Annotated in this window: 22 protein-coding genes and 1 tRNA gene; 11 read left to right on the top strand and 12 right to left on the bottom strand. The window is 43.0% G+C overall.

From position 1 onward, the window contains the following. Positions 1–25 precede the first annotated feature (25 nt). The 3 genes from QR722_RS01480 to mutY all read right to left on the bottom strand — a co-directional run bounded on the left by QR722_RS01480 (position 26) and on the right by mutY (position 1,644). Positions 26–101: transfer RNA gene (locus QR722_RS01480), tRNA-Phe, on the bottom strand. Between the two features lie 187 nt (positions 102–288). Beyond that, positions 289–561: an oxidative damage protection protein gene (locus QR722_RS01475; protein WP_286284993.1), complete on the bottom strand. Its 273-nt coding sequence runs from the start codon at positions 559–561 to the stop codon at positions 289–291. 21 nt (positions 562–582) lie between these two features. Beyond that, on the bottom strand, positions 583–1,644 hold the full coding sequence (mutY, locus tag QR722_RS01470; protein ID WP_286284992.1) for an A/G-specific adenine glycosylase: 1,062 nt from the start codon (positions 1,642–1,644) through the stop codon (positions 583–585). An 81-nt stretch (positions 1,645–1,725) separates the two neighbouring features. Here mutY and QR722_RS01465 point away from each other — a divergent pair, with 81 nt between their 5' ends. The 10 genes from QR722_RS01465 (at position 1,726) to arcA (ending at position 11,826) form a co-directional block, all read left to right on the top strand. After that, on the top strand, positions 1,726–2,451 hold the full coding sequence (locus QR722_RS01465) for an alpha/beta fold hydrolase (RefSeq protein WP_286284991.1): 726 nt from the start codon (positions 1,726–1,728) through the stop codon (positions 2,449–2,451). A 320-nt stretch (positions 2,452–2,771) separates the two neighbouring features. Beyond that, positions 2,772–3,305 carry a PEP-CTERM sorting domain-containing protein gene (locus tag QR722_RS01460; protein ID WP_286284990.1) on the top strand — a complete coding sequence of 178 codons (534 nt, stop codon included), beginning with the start codon at positions 2,772–2,774 and terminating at the stop codon, positions 3,303–3,305. Between the two features lie 120 nt (positions 3,306–3,425). Beyond that, the gene (locus tag QR722_RS01455) at positions 3,426–4,616 is read left to right on the top strand and encodes an IS4 family transposase (RefSeq protein ID WP_286284989.1); all 1,191 of its coding nucleotides are present in this window, start codon (positions 3,426–3,428) and stop codon (positions 4,614–4,616) included. Positions 4,617–5,045: 429 nt separating this feature from the next. Beyond that, positions 5,046–5,765, top strand: coding sequence for a tRNA (guanosine(46)-N7)-methyltransferase TrmB (gene trmB / locus QR722_RS01450; RefSeq protein WP_286284988.1), 720 nt, complete (start codon positions 5,046–5,048; stop codon positions 5,763–5,765). Next, positions 5,765–6,778: a methyltransferase gene (locus QR722_RS01445; protein ID WP_286284987.1), complete on the top strand. Its 1,014-nt coding sequence runs from the start codon at positions 5,765–5,767 to the stop codon at positions 6,776–6,778. The genes trmB and QR722_RS01445 overlap by 1 nt, the downstream gene beginning before the upstream one ends. A gap of 156 nt (positions 6,779–6,934) precedes the next feature. Further along, entirely contained in the window at positions 6,935–8,359 is a 1,425-nt protein-coding gene (gene glgA, locus QR722_RS01440) for a glycogen synthase GlgA (protein ID WP_286284986.1), read from the top strand. A gap of 2 nt (positions 8,360–8,361) precedes the next feature. After that, a complete protein-coding gene (locus QR722_RS01435; RefSeq protein ID WP_286284985.1) occupies positions 8,362–8,700 on the top strand; it encodes a hypothetical protein in 339 nt (112 codons plus the stop codon). Positions 8,701–8,874: 174 nt separating this feature from the next. Next, entirely contained in the window at positions 8,875–10,518 is a 1,644-nt protein-coding gene (locus QR722_RS01430; RefSeq protein ID WP_286284984.1) for an ATP-binding protein, read from the top strand. Between the two features lie 68 nt (positions 10,519–10,586). Beyond that, a complete protein-coding gene (locus QR722_RS01425) occupies positions 10,587–11,057 on the top strand; it encodes a YfiR family protein (protein ID WP_286284983.1) in 471 nt (156 codons plus the stop codon). 64 nt (positions 11,058–11,121) lie between these two features. Beyond that, positions 11,122–11,826: a two-component system response regulator ArcA gene (gene arcA, locus QR722_RS01420; protein WP_286284982.1), complete on the top strand. Its 705-nt coding sequence runs from the start codon at positions 11,122–11,124 to the stop codon at positions 11,824–11,826. Positions 11,827–11,889: 63 nt separating this feature from the next. On the opposite strand, the gene pmbA is transcribed toward arcA, so the two are convergent. Then, a complete protein-coding gene (pmbA, locus tag QR722_RS01415) occupies positions 11,890–13,221 on the bottom strand; it encodes a metalloprotease PmbA (RefSeq protein WP_286284981.1) in 1,332 nt (443 codons plus the stop codon). 101 nt (positions 13,222–13,322) lie between these two features. On the opposite strand from pmbA, the gene yjgA reads away from it, so the two are divergent. Then, positions 13,323–13,838 (top strand): ribosome biogenesis factor YjgA, encoded by a 516-nt coding sequence (gene yjgA / locus QR722_RS01410; RefSeq protein ID WP_502872451.1) that lies wholly within the window; start codon positions 13,323–13,325, stop codon positions 13,836–13,838. A gap of 75 nt (positions 13,839–13,913) precedes the next feature. Here yjgA and tldD read toward each other — a convergent pair whose 3' ends face one another. The 8 genes from tldD to QR722_RS01370 all read right to left on the bottom strand — a co-directional run bounded on the left by tldD (position 13,914) and on the right by QR722_RS01370 (position 24,513). Continuing rightward, positions 13,914–15,356: a metalloprotease TldD gene (tldD, locus tag QR722_RS01405; RefSeq protein ID WP_286284979.1), complete on the bottom strand. Its 1,443-nt coding sequence runs from the start codon at positions 15,354–15,356 to the stop codon at positions 13,914–13,916. Further along, positions 15,334–16,161, bottom strand: coding sequence for a carbon-nitrogen hydrolase family protein (locus QR722_RS01400; RefSeq protein ID WP_286284978.1), 828 nt, complete (start codon positions 16,159–16,161; stop codon positions 15,334–15,336). Before QR722_RS01400 ends, tldD begins: the two co-directional genes overlap by 23 nt. Further along, positions 16,154–19,996 carry a YhdP family protein gene (locus QR722_RS01395; protein WP_286284977.1) on the bottom strand — a complete coding sequence of 1,281 codons (3,843 nt, stop codon included), beginning with the start codon at positions 19,994–19,996 and terminating at the stop codon, positions 16,154–16,156. Before QR722_RS01395 ends, QR722_RS01400 begins: the two co-directional genes overlap by 8 nt. Then, positions 19,993–21,459: a ribonuclease G gene (gene rng / locus QR722_RS01390; RefSeq protein WP_286284976.1), complete on the bottom strand. Its 1,467-nt coding sequence runs from the start codon at positions 21,457–21,459 to the stop codon at positions 19,993–19,995. The genes QR722_RS01395 and rng overlap by 4 nt, the downstream gene beginning before the upstream one ends. Before the next feature lies 1 nt (position 21,460). Continuing rightward, positions 21,461–22,033 (bottom strand): Maf family protein, encoded by a 573-nt coding sequence (locus QR722_RS01385; protein ID WP_286284975.1) that lies wholly within the window; start codon positions 22,031–22,033, stop codon positions 21,461–21,463. 20 nt (positions 22,034–22,053) lie between these two features. Then, entirely contained in the window at positions 22,054–22,530 is a 477-nt protein-coding gene (gene mreD, locus QR722_RS01380) for a rod shape-determining protein MreD (protein WP_286284974.1), read from the bottom strand. Next, the gene (mreC, locus tag QR722_RS01375) at positions 22,527–23,402 is read right to left on the bottom strand and encodes a rod shape-determining protein MreC (protein WP_286284973.1); all 876 of its coding nucleotides are present in this window, start codon (positions 23,400–23,402) and stop codon (positions 22,527–22,529) included. Before mreC ends, mreD begins: the two co-directional genes overlap by 4 nt. Before the next feature lie 67 nt (positions 23,403–23,469). Beyond that, complete coding sequence (locus tag QR722_RS01370) at positions 23,470–24,513, bottom strand: rod shape-determining protein (RefSeq protein ID WP_286284972.1); 1,044 nt, start codon at positions 24,511–24,513, stop codon at positions 23,470–23,472. Between the last annotated feature and the right edge of the window lie 209 nt (positions 24,514–24,722).

Below are 24,722 nucleotides of genomic sequence, written 5' to 3'. Positions count from 1 at the left end.
GCAAAAATGCGAGCCTTTGGAATAATGGTGCCTCGACCCGGGATCGAACCAGGGACACGCGGATTTTCAATCCGCTGCTCTACCAACTGAGCTATCGAGGCACTGACTGTTAAGTCTTTCAACAGCGTTTTAAATTGCTTCAGCGCGCTGTGGGTGCGTATTAAACGGATTCTTGGCTTTCAAGTCAACCGATTTTTCGCATATTTTTATAGTTTGCGGTCTGTTTGTTCGAAAAGCCAGCAAAAAAGTTAAACTTCGAGCATTTACTGGCAATTTTCAGAGGAAAACCTATTTACTCGGCGGCACGTAGCCTTCGATATCGGGCTCCTTGCCTTGAAACAAATATCCGACCATTTGCTCTTCCAAAAACTTTCGGGCTTCTGGTTGCATCATGTTCAGTTTGTTTTCATTGATTAACATGGTTTGTTTCTTTTGCCATTCGGCCCAAGCTTCTTTGCCAATATTATCAAAGATACGTTTTCCCAGCTCGCCTGGGTATAATTGAAAATCTAATCCGTCGGCGTCTTTTTGCATTTTCTGACAAAAAACAGTTCTGCTCATGTATTTTTCCAACTTGTCTAATTATAAGGTTTTACTTAGTGTACTAAAAAGTTTCGCCGTTGGCGCTGCCAATCCGACATTAGCCGGTGACTTCAAGTCATACCAGAGTGTTTGCGATTCCCCTATCTGTCCTTTAGGCGGATTTTGCAAGTGCATCACTACCGGTTGTATATCCAAATGAAAATGACTGAAGGTATGACGAAAACCGGTTAATTGCTGAATTTGTACCTCTTCTAAACCTAATAAGACTGCCATTTTTTCAACTTGCTCAAGATTGTCGGTTTCATAAAAACCATACAGTCCTCCCCAAATCCCGCTTGGCGGACGTTTATAAATTAATACCTGATCTTGCCACATGGGTAATAGCATCACAGTAGACTTAGTCGGAATGTTTTTAGTAGGCTTTTTGGTGGGCAATTCGACTTGAGACCCTTGGGCGAAAGCCAAACAAGATTGCTGCACCGGACATGCATCACAATTTGGTTTAGAACGGGTGCATAAGGTTGCGCCCAAGTCCATCATCGCCTGAGTATATAATCCTGCGTCTTTGTCAGGCGTTAGGTCATCCGCAAACTGCCACAGCTGTTGTTCAATCGGTTTACTGCCCGGCCATCCATGAATGGCAAAATAGCGGGCTAACACGCGCTTTACATTACCATCGAGAATACTGACCGATTGACCACAAGCGATAGACAAAATCGCACCAGCGGTTGAGCGCCCTATTCCGGGCAACGCGATGACTTCCTCTAAGGATTGGGGAAATTCTCCGCCATGGTGATCACGAATAGCAACAGCCGCCTTATGCAGATTACGCGCCCGAGCGTAATAACCTAATCCCGTCCATAGATGTAGGACTTCATCAATATTTGCATCGGCTAAATCCAATACACTGGGGAAGCGGAGCATGAATCGCTGATAAAAAGGGATCACGGTTTTAACTTGTGTTTGTTGAAGCATGATTTCAGATATCCATACATTGTATGGACTTTTATTTTGCTGCCAGGGTAGGTCTTTTCGACCGTAAAGATGGAACCAATTGAGCACCTGTCGGCTAAAAGAGTTATCACTTGAAAGTTGTTGCATGTGACCTTTTTAGTAATTTTCATGTTAAACATGGCTTTTTGATGAGATCATACAGAAAATATCAGTGGATAGACCAAAATAATGACTGAAATAACTGCGCCAACAATTTTCTTACCCGGCACTTTATGCGATGAACGAATCTGGATGCCAGTTTGGCGACAGCTCACGCTATCGCAGCGCAGTTATGTGCCTTTGCAGTGGGCAGAATCAATGGAGCATATGATGGCGCTGACCCAAGACCGCATCGATATGTTTGAGGAAAAAGTGCATTTGATTGGATTTTCTATGGGTGGCTATGTTGCTGCATTGGCTGCGCTGGACAATATAGACAGGGTGGCATCACTTACTCTGATTGGCTATGACCCAGCAGGGTTAAGCCAGCAAGAAGTGCAGCAGCGACAGTTGTTGGTTAAATCAATCGAGGGTAAAAAACCAGTGGGCATGAACACTGCTCGATTAAGACAGTATTTAACCGCAGATGAATTAAATAATAATGCACTGCTGCAACCCATTTTAGACATGGAAGCGGATCTGGGTAACTCTGTCCTCAAAGCGCATATACAATCAACCACACCGCGCAAAGATCTGAGCCAAGCGCTACAAAAAATTGCCGTCCCTGTGCACTTTATATGTGCAGAGCAGGATAAAATTGCCGACCCGCTAGCCATCGAAAAGCTGGCTCAACCAATCAAGCACGCCAGCTGCACCTGTTTGTCCGACACCGCACACATGATGCTGCTGTCTGAACCTAAAAAAGTTGCACTCACATTGGAAAGAATAATTTGTCATGGGACACCGATACTCTAGATTTTGCTAAAGTTTCATACCAGCACTAGTAAACTTGGGTCCATATATTAAATAGATTTTGCCATGTTAAACAGAGCTATAATATTGATTTTATTTCATATTATGACAATCTCGTTTTTTAATTTTTTCAAATATTTCTTGTCTTTATTTCTGTTCAGTAATGTTTTGCTGAATTTCTATTTTATGTGAATCGAGCGAAGCGGACATTCGTAATTTCTTTAAGCATTCATGCAGTGTTAATTTGATCTATATCAACAATTAGCATTCTGCTGGCTGTATATTTCATTTAAAAGTGAAAGGGACAACAGAGGCTAAGTGGTATGAGAAAAATAATATGCTTGATGGTTTTACTTGGGGTAGCAAATCCTGCTTCGGCCAGTTTGATACCGTATCGGTTTGACTGGACAGGAATGCAGCTCGGTTACATGGTTTCAGGCGTTATTGTGGTTGACGACACCTATGCTATAGCTTCGACAGATAGATTTCCCTACACCAATGGCATTCATTTCCTACAAATGACTTTATTCAGCCCTGACAACGAATTCATAGCTAGGGACACCAACGTCATCAATGGTATAAGTCAATTACGCACGCTATCTGTCCTCTTCGATACCCTGAAGGGAGAATTTATCTCATTTGATATGGGTGCCGAATCCCGTTACTTCATAAATAGTAGCGATATTTGCTATAACGACCAGCCATGTTTAACCTACACAGGTCCAGAAGTTTATGACTACGGAGGAGAACTGGTCATAAATCGCATTCCCGCGCCAGGTACGTTCGCGCTATTGAGTTTGGGCTTGCTGGGACTTATTGCAAGCCGGAAGCGTACCTCAGTGCCTCGTATAAAATAAAGAGGGTCAGAGTCTGAGGTATCCCCACGAAATAAACAGAGAAGTAATTTAAAATAATTTGGAACATTCACGGTACTTGGTGATCAGATCAATCGCCAAACATCACTAAAGACTAATACCATGAATGAAGTTGTTATTTTGAAGAAGTTCCTTAGAGCTGTCACGCCCAAAATGCATAAAGTTAGACGAGCGTCATTCACGAGTTGTGTGAGCAGTTTGCTAAATGGAGCTAAAGCCAGTGTTACCAGCATGGGACGCGGTATTTCATCTTCAGCATATGAAAAACATCGCATTAAACAAGCGGACCGCTTGTTGTCTAATAAACACATTATTAATGAACAATTACCTATCTATCAAGCCATCTATACGCAATATACGAATGCTTCATCACGCCCTATTATTCTGATTGACTGGTCTGACTTAGATACGCATAAAGGCTGTTTTTTGCTAAGGGCTTCGGTAGCTTTTAATGGCCGAGGAGTGGCTATTTATCAAGAAGTTCATGATATGAGCACGAAAGAAAAACGGTGCACGCACAAGGCGTTTTTAGCAAAATTAAAGACGATTATCGATGACGATGCTAAACCGATAATTGTGACAGATGCTGGCTATAAAACCCCTTGGTTTAAAGAGGTCATTGCTCTGGGGTGGGACTTTGCAGGAAGAGTCCGCAAGCCTATGATGTATGTTAATCAAAAAGAAGACTGGGAGCATACCTCTGAGTTATATAAGCGAGCTACCAGTCAACCTATAGGGTTTACTAGCCATATTTGCCGCAGCCAACCTTTAGCATGTACCTTGGTGTTATTTAAAGGAAAAAGCAAAGGCCGACATAGCTTAACGCAACATAACATTGCCCGCCAATCTAAGTGTTCCAAGGTCCATGCAAGAGGTGCTACAGACCCTTGGTTAATTGCCACATCACTTCCTCGCACCAAAAGTTTAGGTAAAAAAATAGTCGCTATTTATCGACTGCGTATGCAAATTGAAGAAGAGTTTAGAGATATCAAAAGCAGTTTATTTGGATTGGGTTTTGAACACCATAAAAGCCGATATATACACCGCATTGCAGTACTCATCCTTATCGCTACACTTGCCAGTATTCTGGCCAACATTATAGGTCTAGCAATGTTCACGGCTGGTTTACACCGTCGCTATCAAGCGAACACAGTTAAGGTTAGACGAGTATTATCGTTTCACTATTTAGGATTGAGAGGCTTCGTAGATAAGCATTTCAAATTGCTCAGCGAGCAATTTGAAACTGCTGTATTAAATATCAGAACTATGATAGCAGACAATTTTAATGATTGAATATTCGTGGGGATCCCTCAGGGTCAGAGTAAAATAAACTGATTCAATTAACCTAAAATGTGGCCGGCCATTAAGTCTGTAGGCAGTTACCAACGAACCAGTGCTTTTCGCTCGAAACCGACCCCAAACCCTAGAATTCAAATAACCTTAAATCTGTAATCTATTGGCCCCCATCATTTTTAATCCTTACAAGTACTGCATAAACAAATAGTGATATCCGTTATATAGAGGAAGCAATTACTTGCTACACGTTAGCGCCAACTTATCTTTTCTTTATCCCTACTCGGTTGTGCACTAAACTAGGCACAGATTAGTGATTTAACGCCCCTTAGCATTGCAATAAATTGACACAGGGGCATAATGCCCAGCCTAGAAATTACGCAACCTATGGCGTACTTATACCTCGTATCAGCAAGAGACATATTTACTATGAGTCAGTTTAAAACCCAGCAAGAAGCAGAAGCCGCTGGAGTCTATGTACAAAAAATTCGCAGCTTTGTTAAGCGTGAAGGTCGTCTAACCAAAGGCCAAGCCAAGGCTATTGAAGAGTTTTGGCCGACAATGGGCTTGGAGCATCGACAGGGTAAGTTGGATATCGCTGAGGTATTCGGCCGCCAAGCCCCTGTGGTTATCGAAATCGGTTTCGGTATGGGTAAGTCCTTGGTAGAAATGGCGCTTAATGAAAGTGACAAAAACTTTATTGGCATTGAGGTTCATCGCCCTGGCGTCGGCACCTGCCTTGCTGAAGCGGCTGAGAAAGGTGTTATCAACTTGCGAATATATGAACATGATGCAATTGAAGTATTTGCAGATTGTTTGGACGACCAAAGCATTGACAGATTACAGTTATTTTTCCCAGACCCTTGGCACAAAAAGCGCCACCATAAAAGACGTATTGTGCAGCCGGAATTTGTCCAGAAACTGCGTTCAAAATTAACCATCGGCGGGGTATTTCATATGGCAACCGACTGGGAAAATTACGCCGAGCATATGCTTGAAGTAATGAATCAGGCGGATGGGTTTATCAATCAATCAGCAACCAATGATTACGTTCCTCGCCCCGACAACCGACCGTTAACCAAGTTCGAACAACGTGGTCATCGTTTAGGCCATGGGGTTTGGGATTTAATGTTTGAGCGAGTTAATTAATGTTATCAGCTACAAGTCAGGTCGTTATTCGCAATAAAGAGCAATTCGAGGATGGAAAATGGCTGTTGGTTAATCCTCCAGAAGCCGCTATCTTTGAACAGTTGGACAACGCAAACTTATATGGTTTTCATCAATACTATGATGTCTATCAGCAATGTATTAGCCAGCTAAGTCCAAAAAAACATCTATTTTCAGTTAGCTACTCCACTGACGACACCTTCGACGGTGCAATAATCTACATGCCAAAGTCGAAAGAACAAGCCTCGATGCTAATTGCTAATGTCGCCGCCTGTGTCAAGCCAAGTGGTAATATTTTTGTGGTGGGTGAGAACAAATCAGGTATCAAAACTGCTGAAAAACTCTGTGCTAAAATCGCAATTCAAGTGAACAAAATTGATTCCGCTCGCCATTGTGCCCTGTACTGTGCTCAGCTAAAAGAACAGGGTAAATTTGAATTGGCAGATTGGATTCAATACCACGACGTCAATGTCAACGATGTGAGCTGCTCGATGGCGGCTATTCCGGGGGTGTTCAACTCAGGCGCCCTTGATGCCGGAAGTCGTTTATTAATAGAGAATCTTCCCTCTAAGGTAGAAGGTAATATTTTGGATTTTGCCTGTGGCAATGGTGTGATTGGTTGCTTTATTAGCAAGCTTAATCCAACGGTAAATATGACCTTAAGTGATGTCAGTGCTATCGCTTTGCATTGCACTGAACTTAGTTTGCAACGAAATAACTTAACCGCTACGGTTACTCCGTCGGATGGTTTACAACACATTCAGCAGACTTTTGACCATGTATTTACTAATCCCCCCTTTCATAGTGGCGTTAAGACTGACTACAGTATTACTGAAGCCTTTTTAGCGAGTATTAAGAAAGTGTTAAAGCCCAAAGCAAAGTTAACCTTAGTTGCTAATCGATTTTTACCTTATCCAGACTTAATCAAACAAGCTTTGGGCAAGGTCATTACCATTGCACAAACTACCAAGTTTAGTGTGTACCGGAACGGCTAGCCGATCAGGTAGTACCTCAAGATAAACGAAAGTGTGTTAAACAATTAATATTGCTGCATCTTCAGATATGTTAGTAATAGGCGAGAAAGTGTAGCCTGCTATTTGAGCGTAAATTTGCCTAGGCACATTAAACTAATAAAGTTGGAGTGATTAGATTTGAAAATCTTATTTGTCGTTTCTGAAGTTGAAGGCTTGGCGAAAACGGGAGGCTTAGCAGATGTGGCGAAAGCCTTACCAATGGAATTAAAAAAACTCGGTCATGAAGTCATTATCGTAATGCCATACTACAAAGCTTTAGCAGACAAGTTTGATGCTCCTACTGCTGCGCCAGAACAGCTTTTATATGCTTTTGATAAGCCATACCACTTCAATATTCGTCAGTTGCAGATTGAAGATGTAGCGGTTTTCGCCATAGACCATGGTGAATATTTTCAGCGCAGTGGTTTCTACACAGATGGCTACCATGCCTACCCTGATAATGCAGAGCGATTTGCATTTTTTGCTGATGCGGCATTAACTGCCAGCAAAGCCTTGAATTTCCAACCAGATATCGTCCATTGCAATGACTGGCACACGGCGTTAACACCTTATTTCATGCGCACTGATAAGAGTGGCTTCTTTAATCGCAGTAAGAGCGTGTTGACTATTCACAATGGCGCGTTTCAAGGCACGCACCGACTGGATGAAATTCCATACTTAAAGCCTCATACTGCTTTACATAGTCAACTTGATGGCGATGCGGTTAACTTTTTAAGGATCGGGCTACGCTACGCTAATAAAATTAATACCGTCAGCCCAAATTATGCCAACGAGTTGCTTACTACTCTTGGCAGCCACATGTTGTACAACGAATTCCAAGCCCGTAAACAAGACGTTTCTGGAATTTTAAATGGCTGTGATTATTCTCAATGGGATCCGGCAACAGATGCCCTAATTCCGCAAAATTTTGACGTAGAAAATCCCCAAGGTAAGACGATATGTAAAAACGCTCTGCAAGAGCGTGCCGGATTCGAACAAAATAGTCAGGTGCCACTTATCGGCATGGTCTGTCGATTGACTGAACAAAAAGGCTTTGGCTATATTTTGCCGATTATTGAAGATTTAATGCAGCACAATGTGCAATTGTTGATTATTGGTACGGGTGACCCTTCGATTTGTGAAGTGTTACATCGCCATGCTGCGATACACCCTGGCAAGTTTGTGTTTATAGAAACCTTTAGTGATCAGCTCGCCCACTTGTTAGAGGCTGGTAGCGATTTCTTTCTGATGCCTTCACTTTTTGAGCCCTGTGGGTTAAACCAAATGTATAGTTTAGCTTATGGCACCTTACCTATAGTGCGCGCCGTTGGAGGCTTGAAAGACACCGTAATAGACCTGCATAATCACCCCGATCAGGCAACTGGATTTGTCTTTGAACAAGCCGACAGCAGTGCATTACTAAGTTGTATTTTGCGGGCCTTACTACATTACTATGAATACCCACAAGACTTCGCGGCCATGAAGCACCGAGCCATGCAGACTCGCTTTACTTGGCAGCAGGCTGCCATAGAATATCAACAACTTTATCAATCATGTTTATGACTATGCAAAGAATTGTTCGTTTTGGCTTTGGTGCGATGGTTTTGGCCACGCACCTAACGGTATCCACCACCCTGGCACAGCAGTTACCGCAACAATGTGTGCAATTGCCGCAACGCACAAAAGTGTGCCCTAACTTACTTTACAAGCGAGCGCCAATAGATGTTCCAGCGTTGAATGTTACAACCGGTGAGATTTTATGCATCTGTATGGCTGATTTTCAGTCTTTGCGGATCAAAGCACAATCAGACTTAGCGAAAGTTGAGCAAATGGTTGAATTGAGCCACGTAGCGGTAAAATTGAATATAGGTGAAGACGAACTGATTCAATTGATCCGCAACTAGTCGTCATTCCAATCACTAGTTAACAATGGATGTTTAGGGCTTTTATTTTGGCCAAAAACATCTTTGAACTGCTCTTTAGTAAATTAGTTGGTCAAAAAGTTTCCTTTTTGAAATTTTTATATCACTATTAGTACAATTAACTCGCAATATTAATCATTTAACTGAAAAGTGGTAATGACGCCAAATACTAAGTACCTATCAATCAAAACCCTCATTGTCTGGGTTGTTATGGCTATTACAACGCTCGCGCTAGTTGTAACTTCTAGTATTTCGCTGATCAATCAAATCTCAAACTATAAAAATGAATTGATTGGGCAGGTTAATGTCTATGCTGAGTTAATCAGTAATATCGCGATCCCCAGTTTACAATTTGATGACAGCACGGTTGAAGAAGACAATCTAAAACGCTTGGATGCGGCAACCTTTATTGAAGTGGTGCATATATATCGTCATGTAGATGGTAAGCAGCCTACTTTTTTTACCAGCTACAATCGGAAAGGCAATGCCCCTTTGCCCGAAAAGTGGCAGCTCATAGACAAGCTCAAAACCCCGGTGTTAAGCGGCAATGCCTTTGAGGTGATCAAACCGGTTAGTTACGATGGGCAACTGCTTGGCTATGTGTACCTGAAAGCCTCCGCAGAAGCACTAAATAGACTCACTTACAGCTCAATCGTAACTACCCTAGTAGCATTGGCGATTATCTTAATTATTTGTTACCTGCTGACACTCAAATTACAAAAGTCTCTGGCAGATCCCATAGTCAACATGGTTACTCTGGTACAACGTATCTCCAGACAACGGAATTATCATGAACGTGCAATAGACACCAATATCAAAGAATTAGATATTTTGGGTAAGGCGTTCAATGATATGTTAGACCGTACCCAGCATTATTTATCTGAACGAGAAAAGGCCGAACAAGAGCAACATAAACTCCAGGCTAGTTTGGAAGAAAAAGTAGAGCACCGCACTCTTGCTTTGAAAAAAGCCAATCAGGAATTGATCCAGACATTAGAAAAACTCCATCAATTTCAACGTCAAATGGTCCAGAACGAGAAGATGGCGTCATTGGGGGATATGGTTGCCGGCGTGGCTCATGAAGTTAATACGCCAATTGGGCTTGGCGTAACAGCCTCCACTATGATGCTTGACCGCTTAGGCTATATCGAAAAAGAATTTGAAGCCAAAACATTAAAAGCTAGCAGCTTATCTAAATTTATTTCTGAAGGTCAAGAAAATCTAAATATCATCTATCGAAACCTAAATCGAGCTGCAGAGCTTATCTCCAGCTTCAAGCAGGTTGCGGTAGATCAAACCAGTGAAAGCAATCGGATTTTCTCTTTTGCACAGTTGATGGATGAAATATTATTATCCATGCGACCTAAGTTAAAAAAATATAAGCATGATATAAAGCTGCATTGTGCAGCTGACTTGTTCATTGAAACTAAGGCCGGGCCAATCAATCAGATTGTGATGAACTTAATAATGAATTCTATCATCCACGGATTTGAGTTTATCGATCATGGTCAAATCGATATCTATATAGAATTAATCTCAGGTAATAAGATAAATATGCGTTATGTAGATAATGGACGGGGAATTCCGGAACATTTACGCAAGCGTATTTTTGACCCCTTTGTTACCACCAAACGAGGACAAGGTGGCAGTGGTCTTGGGATGCATCTGGTGTATAACTTAGTTACTCAAGCATTAAATGGCTCCATCACCATAACAAGCGAAGAGCACCAAGGGGTAGAATTCAACATTCTATTTCCCGTAAGAAAAATAGATACAGCAACGATGGCGAAAAGTTCATAATGAAAAGTGCGCTGCTGATTTTGATTGTGTCGATATGCATACAAAATACAGTATATGCAAATCAGCCAGTGTTAGAACAGCAAGAGACGACCAAAATTCGTTCTACGTTTATGATGCATATAGTCAACTATTCTCGCTGGGATGCAATTGGGACACCCAATAAATTAAATTTTTGTTTATTAGAAAAAAAACCAAACAAATATTTTAGCCTATTAACCAGTCCTAATTTTGGAGCTAGAACCAAGTTTGATTTAAACTTCAGGTTGCTAAAAGACTTCTCTGAGACTGAGACTTTACACTGTCACTATTTGTTTGTGGATAGAAGCAGTGAATCAGCAGCGTTATATGCTCAACTCAATGCGCTGAAACGCAATATGGTTACAATAGGCGAAAGCTCTGAATTTATTGATCATGGCGGCCTGATGAGCCTCATCGAAGAGTTCGATAAGATAAAAATTTATATTAATCGTGAGCGCTACAAAGCGATATCCGTGAAATTAAGCTCTATACTTCTCAAGTTTGCAAATTTCACTGGATAATACCCTGATTTAACGATATTTTCTGTTAAACTATATTAATTGCAATTGAGATGGTAACCAGTCTATGACCCCCAACATACTAATAGTTGAAGATGAAGTTGTAACTCGAACTACGCTGAAGAGCCTGTTCGAAGCCGAAGGCTACAATGTTTTTGAAGCAGAAGACGGCAGTGAGATGCACGACTTTTTCGAAAACAACAACATTAATCTTGTAATTATGGACATTAATCTGCCCGGTAAAAACGGGTTGATATTAGCAAGAGAAGTCCGAGACCGTAAAAATGTTGGTTTGATTTTCTTGACCGGTAGAGACAATGATGTTGACCGTATTTTGGGTCTAGAGATTGGCGCGGATGACTATTTGACCAAACCTTTTAATCCACGTGAATTGACCATCAGAGCGCGGAATTTGTTAAACCGAACGTTGAGCAATAATGACGATGACGATTTGCCAAGTCGCGTAAGCTTTAATGGTTGGATCTTAGATGGCGATAGCCGCAGTTTGATTTCTCCCAGTAAAAATGAATTTCGTCTACCGCGAAGTGAATTCAGAGCATTGCATTTATTTTTAAGTAATCCTGGAAAAATCCTGACTCGTGAGCAATTGATTATGGAAATGACCGGCCGTGAATTGCGTCCGAATGACCGTACTGTCGACGTTACTATTCGCCGTATTCGTAAGCACTTTGAGTCTGAAGTAAACTCCGAAGACCTAATCGTAACCATCCACGGTGAAGGCTATCGTTTCTGTGGTTCGGTCGACGTTTAACTCACCTTTACACTACAAAAAAAGGGCTGATAATTCAGCCCTTTTTTGTGGGTTCTTTCAACACTACTCGCCAGCTATTTGCATTTCAGAAACTAGTATTGAGCCCGTTTGAATACTGCCTCGGGTTTCGGCCACAGCGCCAACCGCGGCAATATTCATCAACATATCTTTTAAGTTACCGGCGATAGTAATTTCATGCACCGGATATTGGATTTTGCCGTTCTCAACCCAATAGCCCGCGGCACCACGAGAATAGTCACCCGTTACTATATTCACTCCCTGGCCCATTAATTCAGTCACTAAAAGTCCTGTGCCCATTTCCGTTAGCAATTGATCATCACTTTGGCCGGTATGCTTCACTAACCAATTATGGATGCCACCTGCATGGCCGTTGTTTTCCATTTTCATTTTTCGCGCAGAGTAACTAGTCAGTAAGTAATGATTTAACATGCCCTGGCTAACGATCTCCATGTCTTGGGTTTTTACCCCTTCATTATCAAAAGGAGAACTAGCTAAGCCAGAAAGGATGTGGGGTTTTTCTTGTATCTCAAACCAGTTTGGTAAAACCTGTGTACCCAAGCGATCGAGTAAAAAAGAGGAATTCCGAAATAGACTGCCACCGCTTATCGCACTGACAAAGTGTCCGAGTAATCCCGAGGCGATTTCGCGATGAAATATCACAGGCGCTTTGCAGGTTTTGACCTTACGCGCGCCTAGTCGTCCCAGAGTAAACTCTGCGGCTTCTATGCCTACTTGTTCAGGAGCAGCAAGTAAATTAGCCTTACGATTGAGAGTATAGGCGTAGTCTCGCTGCATATCACCGTCTTGCTCCCCAATGACCACGCAACTGAGACTGTAACGACTGCTAGGATATCCGCCAATAAAACCATGACTATTGCCATAGACTTTCATACCGATATTAGCATTATAAGAGGCACCGTCTGAATTGGTTATACGCGGGTCAACTTGCAAGGCAGCTTCTTCAGCTCTTATTGCTTGTTGGATGCCAAGTTGGGTATCCAACTCAATGGGATGGTAAAGATCCAAATCTGGAAAATCATATGCCATTAACGATTCATCCGCTGGACCTGCGAAAGGGTCTTCACTAGTATATTTTGCAATTTCACAGGCCTTTTCGACCGTTAAAGCTAATGCGGCTTTACTAAGATCGGCTGTCGATGCACTGCCTTTTCTTTGGCCGTTATATACGGTAATGCCTAAGCCACCGTCATTGGTAAATTCGACTGTCTCAACTTCTTTCAACCGGGTTGATACGGCAATGCCTTGAACTTTTGACATGCTGGCTTCTGCATGACTGACACCTTTTTGTTTGGCAAGCGCAAGGACATCTTCCACAACTTGTTTAATTTGCGCGAGTTGTTGCTCCATTTGCATAAATTTTGACTCACTTTTAACGAATACTGTGCTGTTATATACCTTTTCTAGGAACAAAGGTATTAGCTGGGTTACAATTACCACAGTGTAACATTAAAGACATGGCCATGAGCGATACGAATTCAACAGATCCAGAAAACCAAATCAAGAGCAAAACCCAACTAAAGCAAGAATCGAACGAGTTGCAAAAGTTGGGTGAAGCCTTAGTAGACTTGGGCCAAGCTGCCCTTGCGAAAATTCCTTTAGATGATGAATTATCTGATGCGGTGAATTTAGCCCGTAAAATAAATCGCAAAAAGGAGGGATTTCGACGCCAATTACAACTAATTGGTAAGCTAATGCGTCACCGTGATACGCAGCCAATTCAGTTTGCGTTAGACCAGTTGCAGCTATCTCATCGGCAACAGACGCAAAAATTTCATCATTTTGAAACGGCCCGAGACCAGGTATTGCAACAGGGAGATGTGGGAATAAATGCGTTATTAAATGTATATCCTGATTTGGATAGACAAAAATTAAGGCAGTTTGCTCGTCAAGCTGACAAGCAACAACAGGAAAACAAACCACCTAAGGCGGCTAGAGAATTATTTCAATATTTGAAAGATAATATGTCTTAGATGCCTGATTGGGCCCTGTTCTTTTGCGCGAAGGGCCCGCTCTCAGATTATTAGCTTTGCGGATTACAACGGCGACTAAGCCGTTCCACCGACTGTCAGCTCATCTATTTTAAGGGTTGGTTGACCGACTCCAACGGGGACACTTTGACCGTCTTTGCCGCACACCCCTACACCGCTATCCAAGCTCAAATTATTGCCTATCATGGAGATTTTTTGCATCACTTGTGGACCATTGCCGATCAGCGTAGCGCCCTTTATAGGTGTGGTAATTTTGCCGTTTTCAATCATATACGCTTCTGATGTAGAAAACACAAATTTACCCGATGTGATATCCACCTGGCCACCACCAAAGTTAGGTGCATAAACTCCTTTTTTGATGCTACTGATTATTTCTTCAGGACTATACTGTCCTTCAAGCATAAAGGTATTGGTCATTCTGGGCATGGGTAAGTGAGCATAAGACTCTCTACGACCATTCCCAGTAGCAGGCACCCCCATTAAACGGGCATTTAATTTATCTTGCATGTAGCCGGTTAGTATTCCGTCTTCAATCAATACATTACGCTGACTCTTAGTGCCCTCATCATCGATAGACAGGGAGCCTCTGCGGTCCACTAAGGTACCATCATCTACCACAGTGACGCCTTTTGCAGCCACTTGTTGTCCCATGCGGTCACTGAAGGTCGATGCGCCTTTACGATTGAAGTCGCCTTCTAATCCGTGCCCTACCGCCTCATGCAGCAGAACACCAGGCCAACCATTACCTAACACGACCGGCATTAAGCCAGCGGGAGCATCAACGGCTTGCATATTCACACGCGCCATATGAATAGCTTCATCGGCTAATTTTTTATAGCGCTCTTGTTGTTCGTCCAGCTGTAAAAAATATTGGTAGCTGTAACGGCCACCCATACCAGCACTGCCACGCTCTCGACGGCCGTCTTTTTCTATCAGAATCGAACAATTAAGCCGGATCAATGGGCGAATATCGGTGGCAAATGTACCATCAGTTGCAGCCACTAAAATTTCTTCATATACCCCGCTCAAACTCACCACAACTTGTGTTGCTAAGGGCTCTTGATCTCGAATATATTTATCTACATCTTGCAGCAAGGTGATTTTTTGATGTTCTTGCATGCCTAAAATTGGGTTTTCAGGGTAATAACGCTGAATGGTCCTTACCGGATTTAGCCCGTCAATTTGAAATTTACCACCATTGCTCGAAATACTACGAGCAGCCTTAGCGGCTTTGGTCAATGCTTCAGGATTAATGTCATCTGAGTAGGCAAAACCGGTTTTTTCGCCGCTAACCGCGCGCACACCTACGCCTCGTTCGATATTGTAGCTACCATCTTTGATAATACCGTCTTCTAGCACCCAACTTTCATGTTGACTAGATTGAAAATAAATATCGGCAAAATCATTTTGGTGCTGACAAATCAAACCCAGTGCGGATTCGACTTTAGCGGCAGATAAATCTGCAGCGTCTAATAAATTATTCTCTACCTGATTTGACAAGATAACTCCTGAATTGATTGTGCTCATGTACTGGCATGCTATTGCGAATTTTTTTCAGCTCCTCGAGATCTAACACTGCACTAACTGCCCCTTCACCAGACTCTATCTCGGCTAGGGTTTGACCCCAAGGAGAAGCAACCAGTGAATGACCGTAAGTTTCTCGACCATTGGCGTGCAAACCACCTTGATTAGCCGCCACCAGGTAACATTGGTTTTCAATGGCACGAGCCGAGATCAACGAGTGCCAATGGGCGGCCCCTGTGACTCGAGTGAATGCAGATGGCAATGCTAATACATCGAGTTGTCCCATCGCTTGGAACATGCCTGCAAAGCGCACATCATAACACACCGCTATGCCAAGTTTGCCAAAAGGTGTATCTAGCACCACTATTTGGTCTCCAGCTTCAGTGAATTTGGATTCTTGATAATGGCGGGTAGAATCTTCTATCTGCACATCAAACAGGTGGATCTTTTGATATTCGGCAATACATTTGCCCGTATCGTCGAAAACCAAACTAGATGCCGTATACTTATTGGCATCCTTGGCTTTTATCGGCACAGTACCGGCGACAAGCCATACGCCATATTCCTTGGCTAACTGCGACAGTTTATCTTGGATTTTGCCACGTCCTTTCACTTCGCTCATCGCCAGTAACGCCGCATCTCCTGCCCCAAAGCTTGCGAAGCATTCAGGTAAAACCACCAAAGAGCCCCTAGCTTGCTGAGCAATCAGCTGTTCCGCTATAGCTAAGTTTTTGTCTGGGTCAACCTCAGAAACCATCTGACACGCCACTAATTTAGCCATTATTTTCCTTTATCTCAATATTAAGCCGCTCATCCTGCAGTAAGGGTGGCATAGGGCCTTGCTCATCGTTTGATTTGGGCATATGTCTGGCTGGCAACGCCACTTCTTTACTCTTTCTGTCTAGCTCCGTCATAATAGGCTCATCTAGTGTGCCTGTAACCGAATATTTAACGTTGGAGATAACCTTAGCCTCGGTCAGCACTTGGTCTATTGCCAAAGCCGCAATAGCAGTAGCCGGATTTACCATCCAGTAGACTAGCAAGGGTAAACTCGAGGTAACATTTGGGGTAAACTCAATTTGATAATTCAATTCTTTCGAGGTCAGATTGGTATAGCCAACAATTAGCATTTCTCCAGCAGCGCCATCTATGACGGTATCACGAGTGTCTGCTTGGCCGTCAACAACTTGAAAGGAGCCATACATTTTGTCGTAGAAAAAGCCTTTAGCAAAAACATCTCGAAAATCTAAGCTCAGCTTACGCACCAATGACTGCAGACTCAGAAAGCTGAAAATTCGCGAGCCTTTATCGCTCACGTCAGACAAATACCCATCGGTTAACCGCCAATCTATAGCGCCATTTAGACTATCCAAAGAGAATTTGTGTGGTGCGTCTTGCCAATTCAAATCAAAGGTAAACTGAGCTTTTGAGTCTTTAATCCCCGAATCCAAACCCAGTCCTTTAAGCATGCCGCCAAAATCTGTACTATTGAGCTCGCCTTTCAAAAAGGTGCTGGAACCATTACCGTTCATCACCCAGTCACCGCTAGCATACAGAATACCCTGGTCATTATTAACTCGCAGACTATCTATTTGCATTCCATGGGGAGCTCTGGACAATGAAAAATCTACTCGCCCCAAATTTTTGCCTAAAATTTGACAGCTCTTACATTCGAAATTAATCGGTGGGAGTTCCTTCAAAGCGATTGGTTGTGACTGTGCTGAGTCATCAGTCTGCCATTCAAGCAAATCAATAAAATCGGCCTTGATATCGATACCACGATTTAACCAATCATCGTATAGAGTGACCTTTGCGCGGATTTGTTGTGCATTGAAATCCAGCAGCCAATCGTCGGTGGAGTGTTTTACAACCAACTCCAATTGATTAATGCTTTGTCCGGAAATACGCATTACATCGGCGTTGACATAAATACGCTGAGGTTCAGACAAGATAGGTTTATCCGTTGAGGGCAAGCCATCATGTAGTTTGGAAATAGCTTGCATCCAGCTATCTAAATCCACCTCTTTAACGTTCGCAAAGATACTAAAGCCCAAGCCCATACTGACAGTTTTATCGTCACCTATCGCTAGGTGTGCACGAGAAAATTGCATGCTATCGTGAGGCAGCACCCCTTCAAATGAAATATCATTACCTAAGGTTAAGGCAAAATTAGAAGCCTGGTCTTCCCCATTACCCTTGATAATAAAAGGTAGGGGTTGCTCAGCTAGTTTTGAAAAAGGTGCCGGTAGCACAGACTCTACCCCGACTAAATCGCTTTTTAAAATAAAGTTATAGTTGTAACTGTCGGCATTAATAGCCACGTACGTTTTAGCATGCCAGTTCGCGCGTCCCTTTGCATACTCGGCCATACTAGGTCTAAATGTCTCAAGCAATGGTGATAGTTGCCAATCACCTTGCATATCAATATTGACAGCGTAGGCCTTTTTGTTATCAATGCCCCCCCTGAAATCCAGTTTCACCGGCTGTTCAAACAGCTGTGCCTGCATGGCCGAAAAGGTGACCTTATCGTTGATGAACGCCACTTCACCCAGCATGTCCTCAAAGGTGATTGCCAAGCTAGGAACAAACAATGAATTTCCGTTTAGCTTAACCTTTCCCTTAGCCACGACATCATCGCCAGTTAGGGGTATGTTCAAATCAAGGTTAACCTGCAAAGGACCAGCAATTACTACCCCCTCAGTTAACGCCACTCCCAAAGAGTCAGCCAAATTGCTGGCAACCATAAGGGTGCTTACTTGCGACCCTTGAGCTTGAGCTTGGGCATTAATTTGTAACACAGGCGCATTGCCTAAATTGGCAATTGATGCTGACAATTGTTTGAGTATTACATCTTGTAATTTACCTTGCTTAGCTTGCATGCTTAGCCCAGCATTTTCGAACATCAGGTCGATATCTAAATCAGTTAGAGCTGGCCAGCCAGGATCGAATTTTAAAGTACTATCCCGCAATTTAACTTGTGCTTGAAAACCTCCTTGCTGTTGCTCAAAAGGAAATTGTTGCAGTTCACCCTGCCAGAAAATATGAGCGGATTCGAGTTCTCCTTTTAATAGGCTGCGATCCAAGTAAGATTTGGTCGTCACTCCCATATGTTGTTTTGGAAATAGCTTTTTCACATTAGCCAGCGACAGTGGATCTATTTGCGCTTTTAATGATAGTTGATTGCTTTGGGTATCAAAGTTGAGTTGTTGCGTAATATTTACGCTGTCGCTATTAAATCGTAACTGAGGTACAAAAAATGACGTACCTCGCTCATTCCATTGTATAAACGAATCTAACTGCAGCGTCTGATAACCGATATTGCTATCCAATATATTATCGATTTTTAATTCGCTATCCTGCCCATTAATTTGCAGCCTTGCCGTATCATTAACCAAGGTAAACTGCCCATTTAAATCAGTAAGTCCCGGAATATCATCAACTTGATTCCATGATACCTTCGAGAATGCTACCTCTGCTAACATATCCTGACCGATTACCATGGCAAAGCGGTCGAGTCGAACTTGGGGTGATAACTTAGTGATAAAATCGATGGTGGTTTTATCAAAAGCTAGTGGCAGTATAGGTAAAACGGCTTGCATATTAACTGGGTTAATATTGTTAAAGCGGCTGTTGCCATCGCGACCAATATGCCCTGCCCAACTTGAGACTAAACTTTGCTGTCCAGATTCAAGGGTCAAGTCTTCAATATTGATGGTCCAACCATTTTCATCAGGTATGGCTCTTACATCTCCAGCCACAATAGACGCATCAACCTGAGCATCTGGCGTGGTCCAGGTGAATTCGCTTTTAGCCAATTGAATTTGCACACTTTCAACCTGGCTTTTGTCTAATTTCGCCCAAAATGTAAAGTTAGCACGGCTTTGGGTTAATTGATTTTGGGTACGGATAAGCTGATTTAACCAAGGGGAAAGATCGATCTCTTCTCCCTTAGCATAGAAGTTACCACTCAAATCGTCTTTGTTGCCATACAAATCCAACACGAAAGTCGCCGAATTATTGGCTAATTCTACCACTCTGAGCTGACCTACACCTTGGTGGTGTTGGTCTTTGTTGACCCAACTCAACTGTTGAATTTGAATCAACTGCTGGTCGTAACGGGTGTTTATATCGACCACACTGTTTGAAATATCAAAACGGTGTAATTGCTCTAGAAAAAGACTTTCTAGGGCTTTAACAATCGGGAACTCGCTTTCAGATGTTTGAATTCGGGCCAGGTTTACTGACAACGCCATACCATTAAGATCGAAACGTTTTGATCGCACCTGACGCGCTAACACCGAGCCCCAAAAATCGATTTCAATTTGAGTTTCAGTGATTTCTAGTCCAATGGGAGACTGTTCATCTTGTTTGAGGTATACATCTTTGAGAACTAATGATGGACCACTTTTGTTCCAATCAGCGCTGAGCTCACCGATATTTAATTTCACCCCATATTGGCTACTTAGCCAGCTCTCTACTCGCGCTTTTTGGCCGTCCATATAAGGCAACGAAAAGCGCAAGATACTAATAAGCAACGCCACAACCACCAGCAAAATCGCTGCTAGTGTCCATAGTTTTTTGACTAGGTAAGCGGCATAAAAAGAGGTGGATTTCACATCATTACCACGTCGAATTTATCTTGATTGTATAACAATTCAGTTTGTATCTTGATTTGTTTGGATACGAAGACTTCTAATTCTGCCAACATATGAGACTCTTCGCCCATTAGTGCTTCGGCTACCGCAGCGGAAGCATAAACGACAAATTTGTCTGCATCATAGGCTCGATTTACGCGTACAATTTCGCGCATAATCTCAAAACAGATGGTTTCCACTGTTTTAATTGAACCTCGGCCCTTACATACTGGACATTCCCCGCACAGAATATGTTCCAAACTTTCTCGAGTTCTCTTGCGAGTCATCTCAATTAAACCTAACGCCGTGAAGCCGTGAATATTGGACTTAGCTCTGTCCTTACTGGTTGCCACTTCCAAACTATGCATAACTCTGCGTTTGTGGTCAGCGTCAGTCATGTCAATAAAATCAATCAGGATCATACCGCCTAAGTTACGCAAGCGAAGCTGTCTAGCAATCGCTTGGGTGGCCTCGGTATTGGTGTTAAAAATGGTTTCCTCCAGATTACGATGACCAACAAATGCACCTGTATTGATATCGATAGTGGTCATGGCTTCGGTTTGATCAATAATTAGATAGCCACCGGACTTGAGATCTACACGTCGCTCAAGGGAGCGCTGCGCTTCGTTTTCAACATCATACAGATCGAATATTGGCCGCTCACCTTGGTAATATTCCAATAATTTATTCAGTTCAGGCACGTACTCTCGGGTAAAATGCTGCAACTCCTGAAAGGATAACTTTGAGTCAATACGGATCCGGTCCAGCTCGGTTCCAACAAAATCACGTAAAACTCGCCGTGCTAGGGGTAAATCTTCATATAAAACATTACCTTTGCGGCTTTTCATGCGCTGCTGTATTTTTGACCACAAACGTTTCAAAAACTCTGCATCAGAGATAAGTTCTTGTTCTCGCACGCCTTCTGCTGCGGTACGTAGAATAAAGCCGCCATCTTCACTGCAAAATTGTTGGACTAACTCTTTTAGACGTTCACGCTCTTCTTCATCTTCAATGCGTTGAGAAACGCCAACATGAGAAACACTGGGCATAAAAACTAGATAACGAGATGGGATAGTAATATCTGTGGTTAGTCGAGCGCCTTTGGTGCCTATGGGGTCTTTTACTACTTGGACGACGATGTCCTGTCCATCACGAAGTAAGGCGCGAATGTCCTGCTTCTCTATATGAGATGTAGAAACTTCTTCAACCACTTCGTTATGAATAGCGATATCAGATGCGTGTAAAAAGGCCGCTTTTTCTAGGCCAATGTCGATAAATGCCGCTTGCATTCCAGGCAACACTCGACTGACTTTTCCCCGATAGATGTTACCCACCAAGCCTCGCTTAGTATGGCGCTCAATATGGATTTCCTGCAAGATGCCGCTTTCTATTAAAGCCACTCTTGATTCTGAGGGTGTTACATTAATTAATAACTCTGCACTCATACTACTTAATATCCATTTGGTTAATCAACTGCTTGGTCTCGAACAACGGCAAACCGACCACCGCGCTGTAGCTACCATTTATTTTAGACACAAACTGTCCCGCTAACCCCTGAATACCGTAAGCTCCGGCTTTGTCCTGGGGCTCGCCACTGTGCCAATACCATAGCATTTCCTGTTCGGTAAGGGCTTTAAACCAAACGTCGGTGACTACCACACAATGTATTATAGAATCTGCACAAGCTAGGGCTACAGCAGTCATAACCTGATGCTGTTGACCACCGAGCAGCTTCCACATAACAACGGCATGCGCATAATCATCGGGCTTTCCAAGCAATACTTCGCCATCAGAGGTATTGGCAACCACTACTGTATCTGCTCCCATCACAGCTTCTGCATTGGGTTGCAGTGCTAAGCCAGCTTGAGCTTTCTCAACCGCCAAACGCAGCACATAGTCCTCAGACCTCTCATTGGCTAAAGGAGTTTCATTTATATCAACATTAAGTGTAGTAAATTTAACGCCAAGCTGAGAAAGCAACTCTTTACGACGGGGAGATTTCGATGCAAGTAGCAACATGATTTAAATCCAAAGGTTCGTCAGGTAATTCTGAACTGCCGCCTGAGTTTTCTTAACAATGCAAAAATCCATGGCCACATCAGCATTGAAGTTAACACCGGCCAAAGATAGGTAAACAGAAAATTGACATCAGTCAGTAGGTGCTGCATCCAAAAGATAACTAAGTGATATAGAGCCGACAAGGTTCCGATAATGAAAGATTGCTGCCATAGAGAATAGTTGCGGATACGCTGATAATTAGCGACTAAAACAAATACCGTTAAACACAGTGAAAAGCTGTGTATGCCTAAATTAGTACCTAGCAATACATCCAGTACCAAGCCAACAAAAAAGGCGACTCCCACGTTCACTCTATTAGGCAGGGCAATAGCCCAGTAGGATAACACCAGCAACACCCAACTCGGTCGAAATTGATCCACCGTCAATGGCATGGGAACAATTTGTAAAATTAAGGCTGCTATAATACTTAGGGTAATAATCCAATTACGTAGTTTCACAGATCATCACCACCGCGTTGGGAGTCATTTTGAAAAATGGGTTTGGTCGGGGCGTTTTCTGGCCATAATAATAATAGGTAACGTAAGCGGTCTAATTGTGCAATGGGTGTAGCTGTCACTTGGGCAAAAGGACGGCTTTCGTCACGCACAATAGAGGTGATGGTGGCCGTAGGGTAGCCTTCAGGAAAAACGTCTCCTAAGCCGGATGAAACCAAGACATCACCCACTTGCAAATCTGTACTGTGGGGAACGTGTTCCAATAAAAGTTCATCGATTTGGCCCGAACCATTGGCAATCAATCTGACATTATTGCGCGCAATTCTAACCGGAATAGCATGAGTAATATCAGCCAACAATAGTACGCGGCTATTAGTAGTACCCACTTCCATGATTTGGCCAACGACCCCCATTTCATCCAGCACCGTTTGTCCCTCAAATACGCCGTGAATGGCGCCCTTATCGATAACTATTTGTAGACTAAAGGGATTATTTTCTACCGCCATCAGTTCTGTAACCATTTTCCGGGTAGGGGCGGCAATAGGGGAGCCTAGCAGGGTACGCAGGCGGTCATTTTCAGCTTTCAACAATTCAAAGCGCTGCAACTTTTCTGACATATTGACGGATTGCAGAGTCAATCTAGCGTTTTCTTCTAATAGGTCTTGGTGCGAAATAAATCGTTCGGCACTGTTACTGAGAATCTGACTAGGCAGCCCAGCGATATATTGAAGGGGACTCACCAAGGAGTTGAGATAGACTTTAATAGAGGCGAAGCCATCGAACTTATGATCAACAAAAATCAATCCAAGTGAAATCACTAAGGCCATCAGCAATCGACTGAATAATGATGGCCCACGTGCGAACATAACATTCATTTAAACCGCATACCTGTTGCATTCATTAGCATTTATACCTGACATAACATACTCGATTAAAGCCAGATTATTCGTAGCTAAACAGGTCACCACCATGAATATCGATCATTTCGAAGGCTTTACCGCCTCCTCTGGCGACACAAGTAAGAGGATCATCCGCTATCACTACTGGAATACCTGTTTCTTCCATTAATAAACGGTCTAAATCTTTTAATAATGCACCACCGCCGGTGAGAACCATACCCCGTTCAGAGATATCAGATGCAAGCTCTGGTGGCGATTGTTCTAGGGCAACCATCACTGCGGAAACAATTCCGGTAAGGGGCTCTTGCAGCGCTTCAAGGATTTCGTTGCTGTTAAGCATAAAGCCTCTTGGAACACCTTCAGCCAAATTACGCCCACGAACTTCGATTTCACGCACTTCTTGTCCGGGATAGGCTGCACCAATTTCATGCTTGATCCGCTCGGCTGTCGCCTCACCAATCAAAGAGCCGAAATTACGACGAATGTAATTGATAATGGCTTCATCAAATTTGTCACCACCAATACGTACAGAGGAGGAATACACCACACCATTTAACGAGATAATAGCAACTTCAGTGGTACCACCACCTATATCGACTACCATCGAACCTGTAGCCTCAGAGACTGGCAAGCCTGAGCCTATAGCAGCTGCCATTGGCTCATCAATCAAATACACGTCCCGGGCTCCCGCGCCCATGGCAGATTCACGAATAGCGCGGCGTTCTACTTGCGTGGAGCCGCAAGGAACACACACCAGTACCCGCGGACTAGGTTTTAAGAAGTTGTTGTCATGCACTTGCTTAATAAAATGCTGAAGCATTTTTTCAGTGACGTAAAAATCAGCAATTACACCGTCTTTCATCGGTCTGATAGCTTTAATGTTACCAGGTGTTCTACCTAGCATTTGTTTAGCTGCACTACCTACTGCCGCGACACTTTTAGGACCGCCTGCCCGCTCTTGGCGGATAGCTACAACGGAGGGCTCATTCAGAACAATGCCCTGACCCTTAACGTAAATAAGTGTATTTGCAGTGCCGAGGTCGATTGATAAATCGTTGGAAAACATGCCCCGAAGCTTTTTAAACATGAACAGACCGCACCCTGTGAGAAATTACTAAAATATGATCCGCTAACTTTACCAATGCGCCTGTTATTCAGCAAGCACGCAGATCGATTCGGGCCATAAAAAGCTAATAAAAACGTGATTTTAACGAAAAATATAGTTTAAACCCTTTCAAATAGGCAAAAGTGTCTCTTATAAGAGACTCTATTTATATGGCTGGCTAACTAAACCTC

The organism is Aliiglaciecola sp. LCG003, assembly GCF_030316135.1.
In the GTDB taxonomy this organism is placed as follows: Bacteria; Pseudomonadota; Gammaproteobacteria; order Enterobacterales; family Alteromonadaceae; genus Aliiglaciecola.
This window is presented reverse-complemented; position numbering and strand designations above follow the sequence as displayed.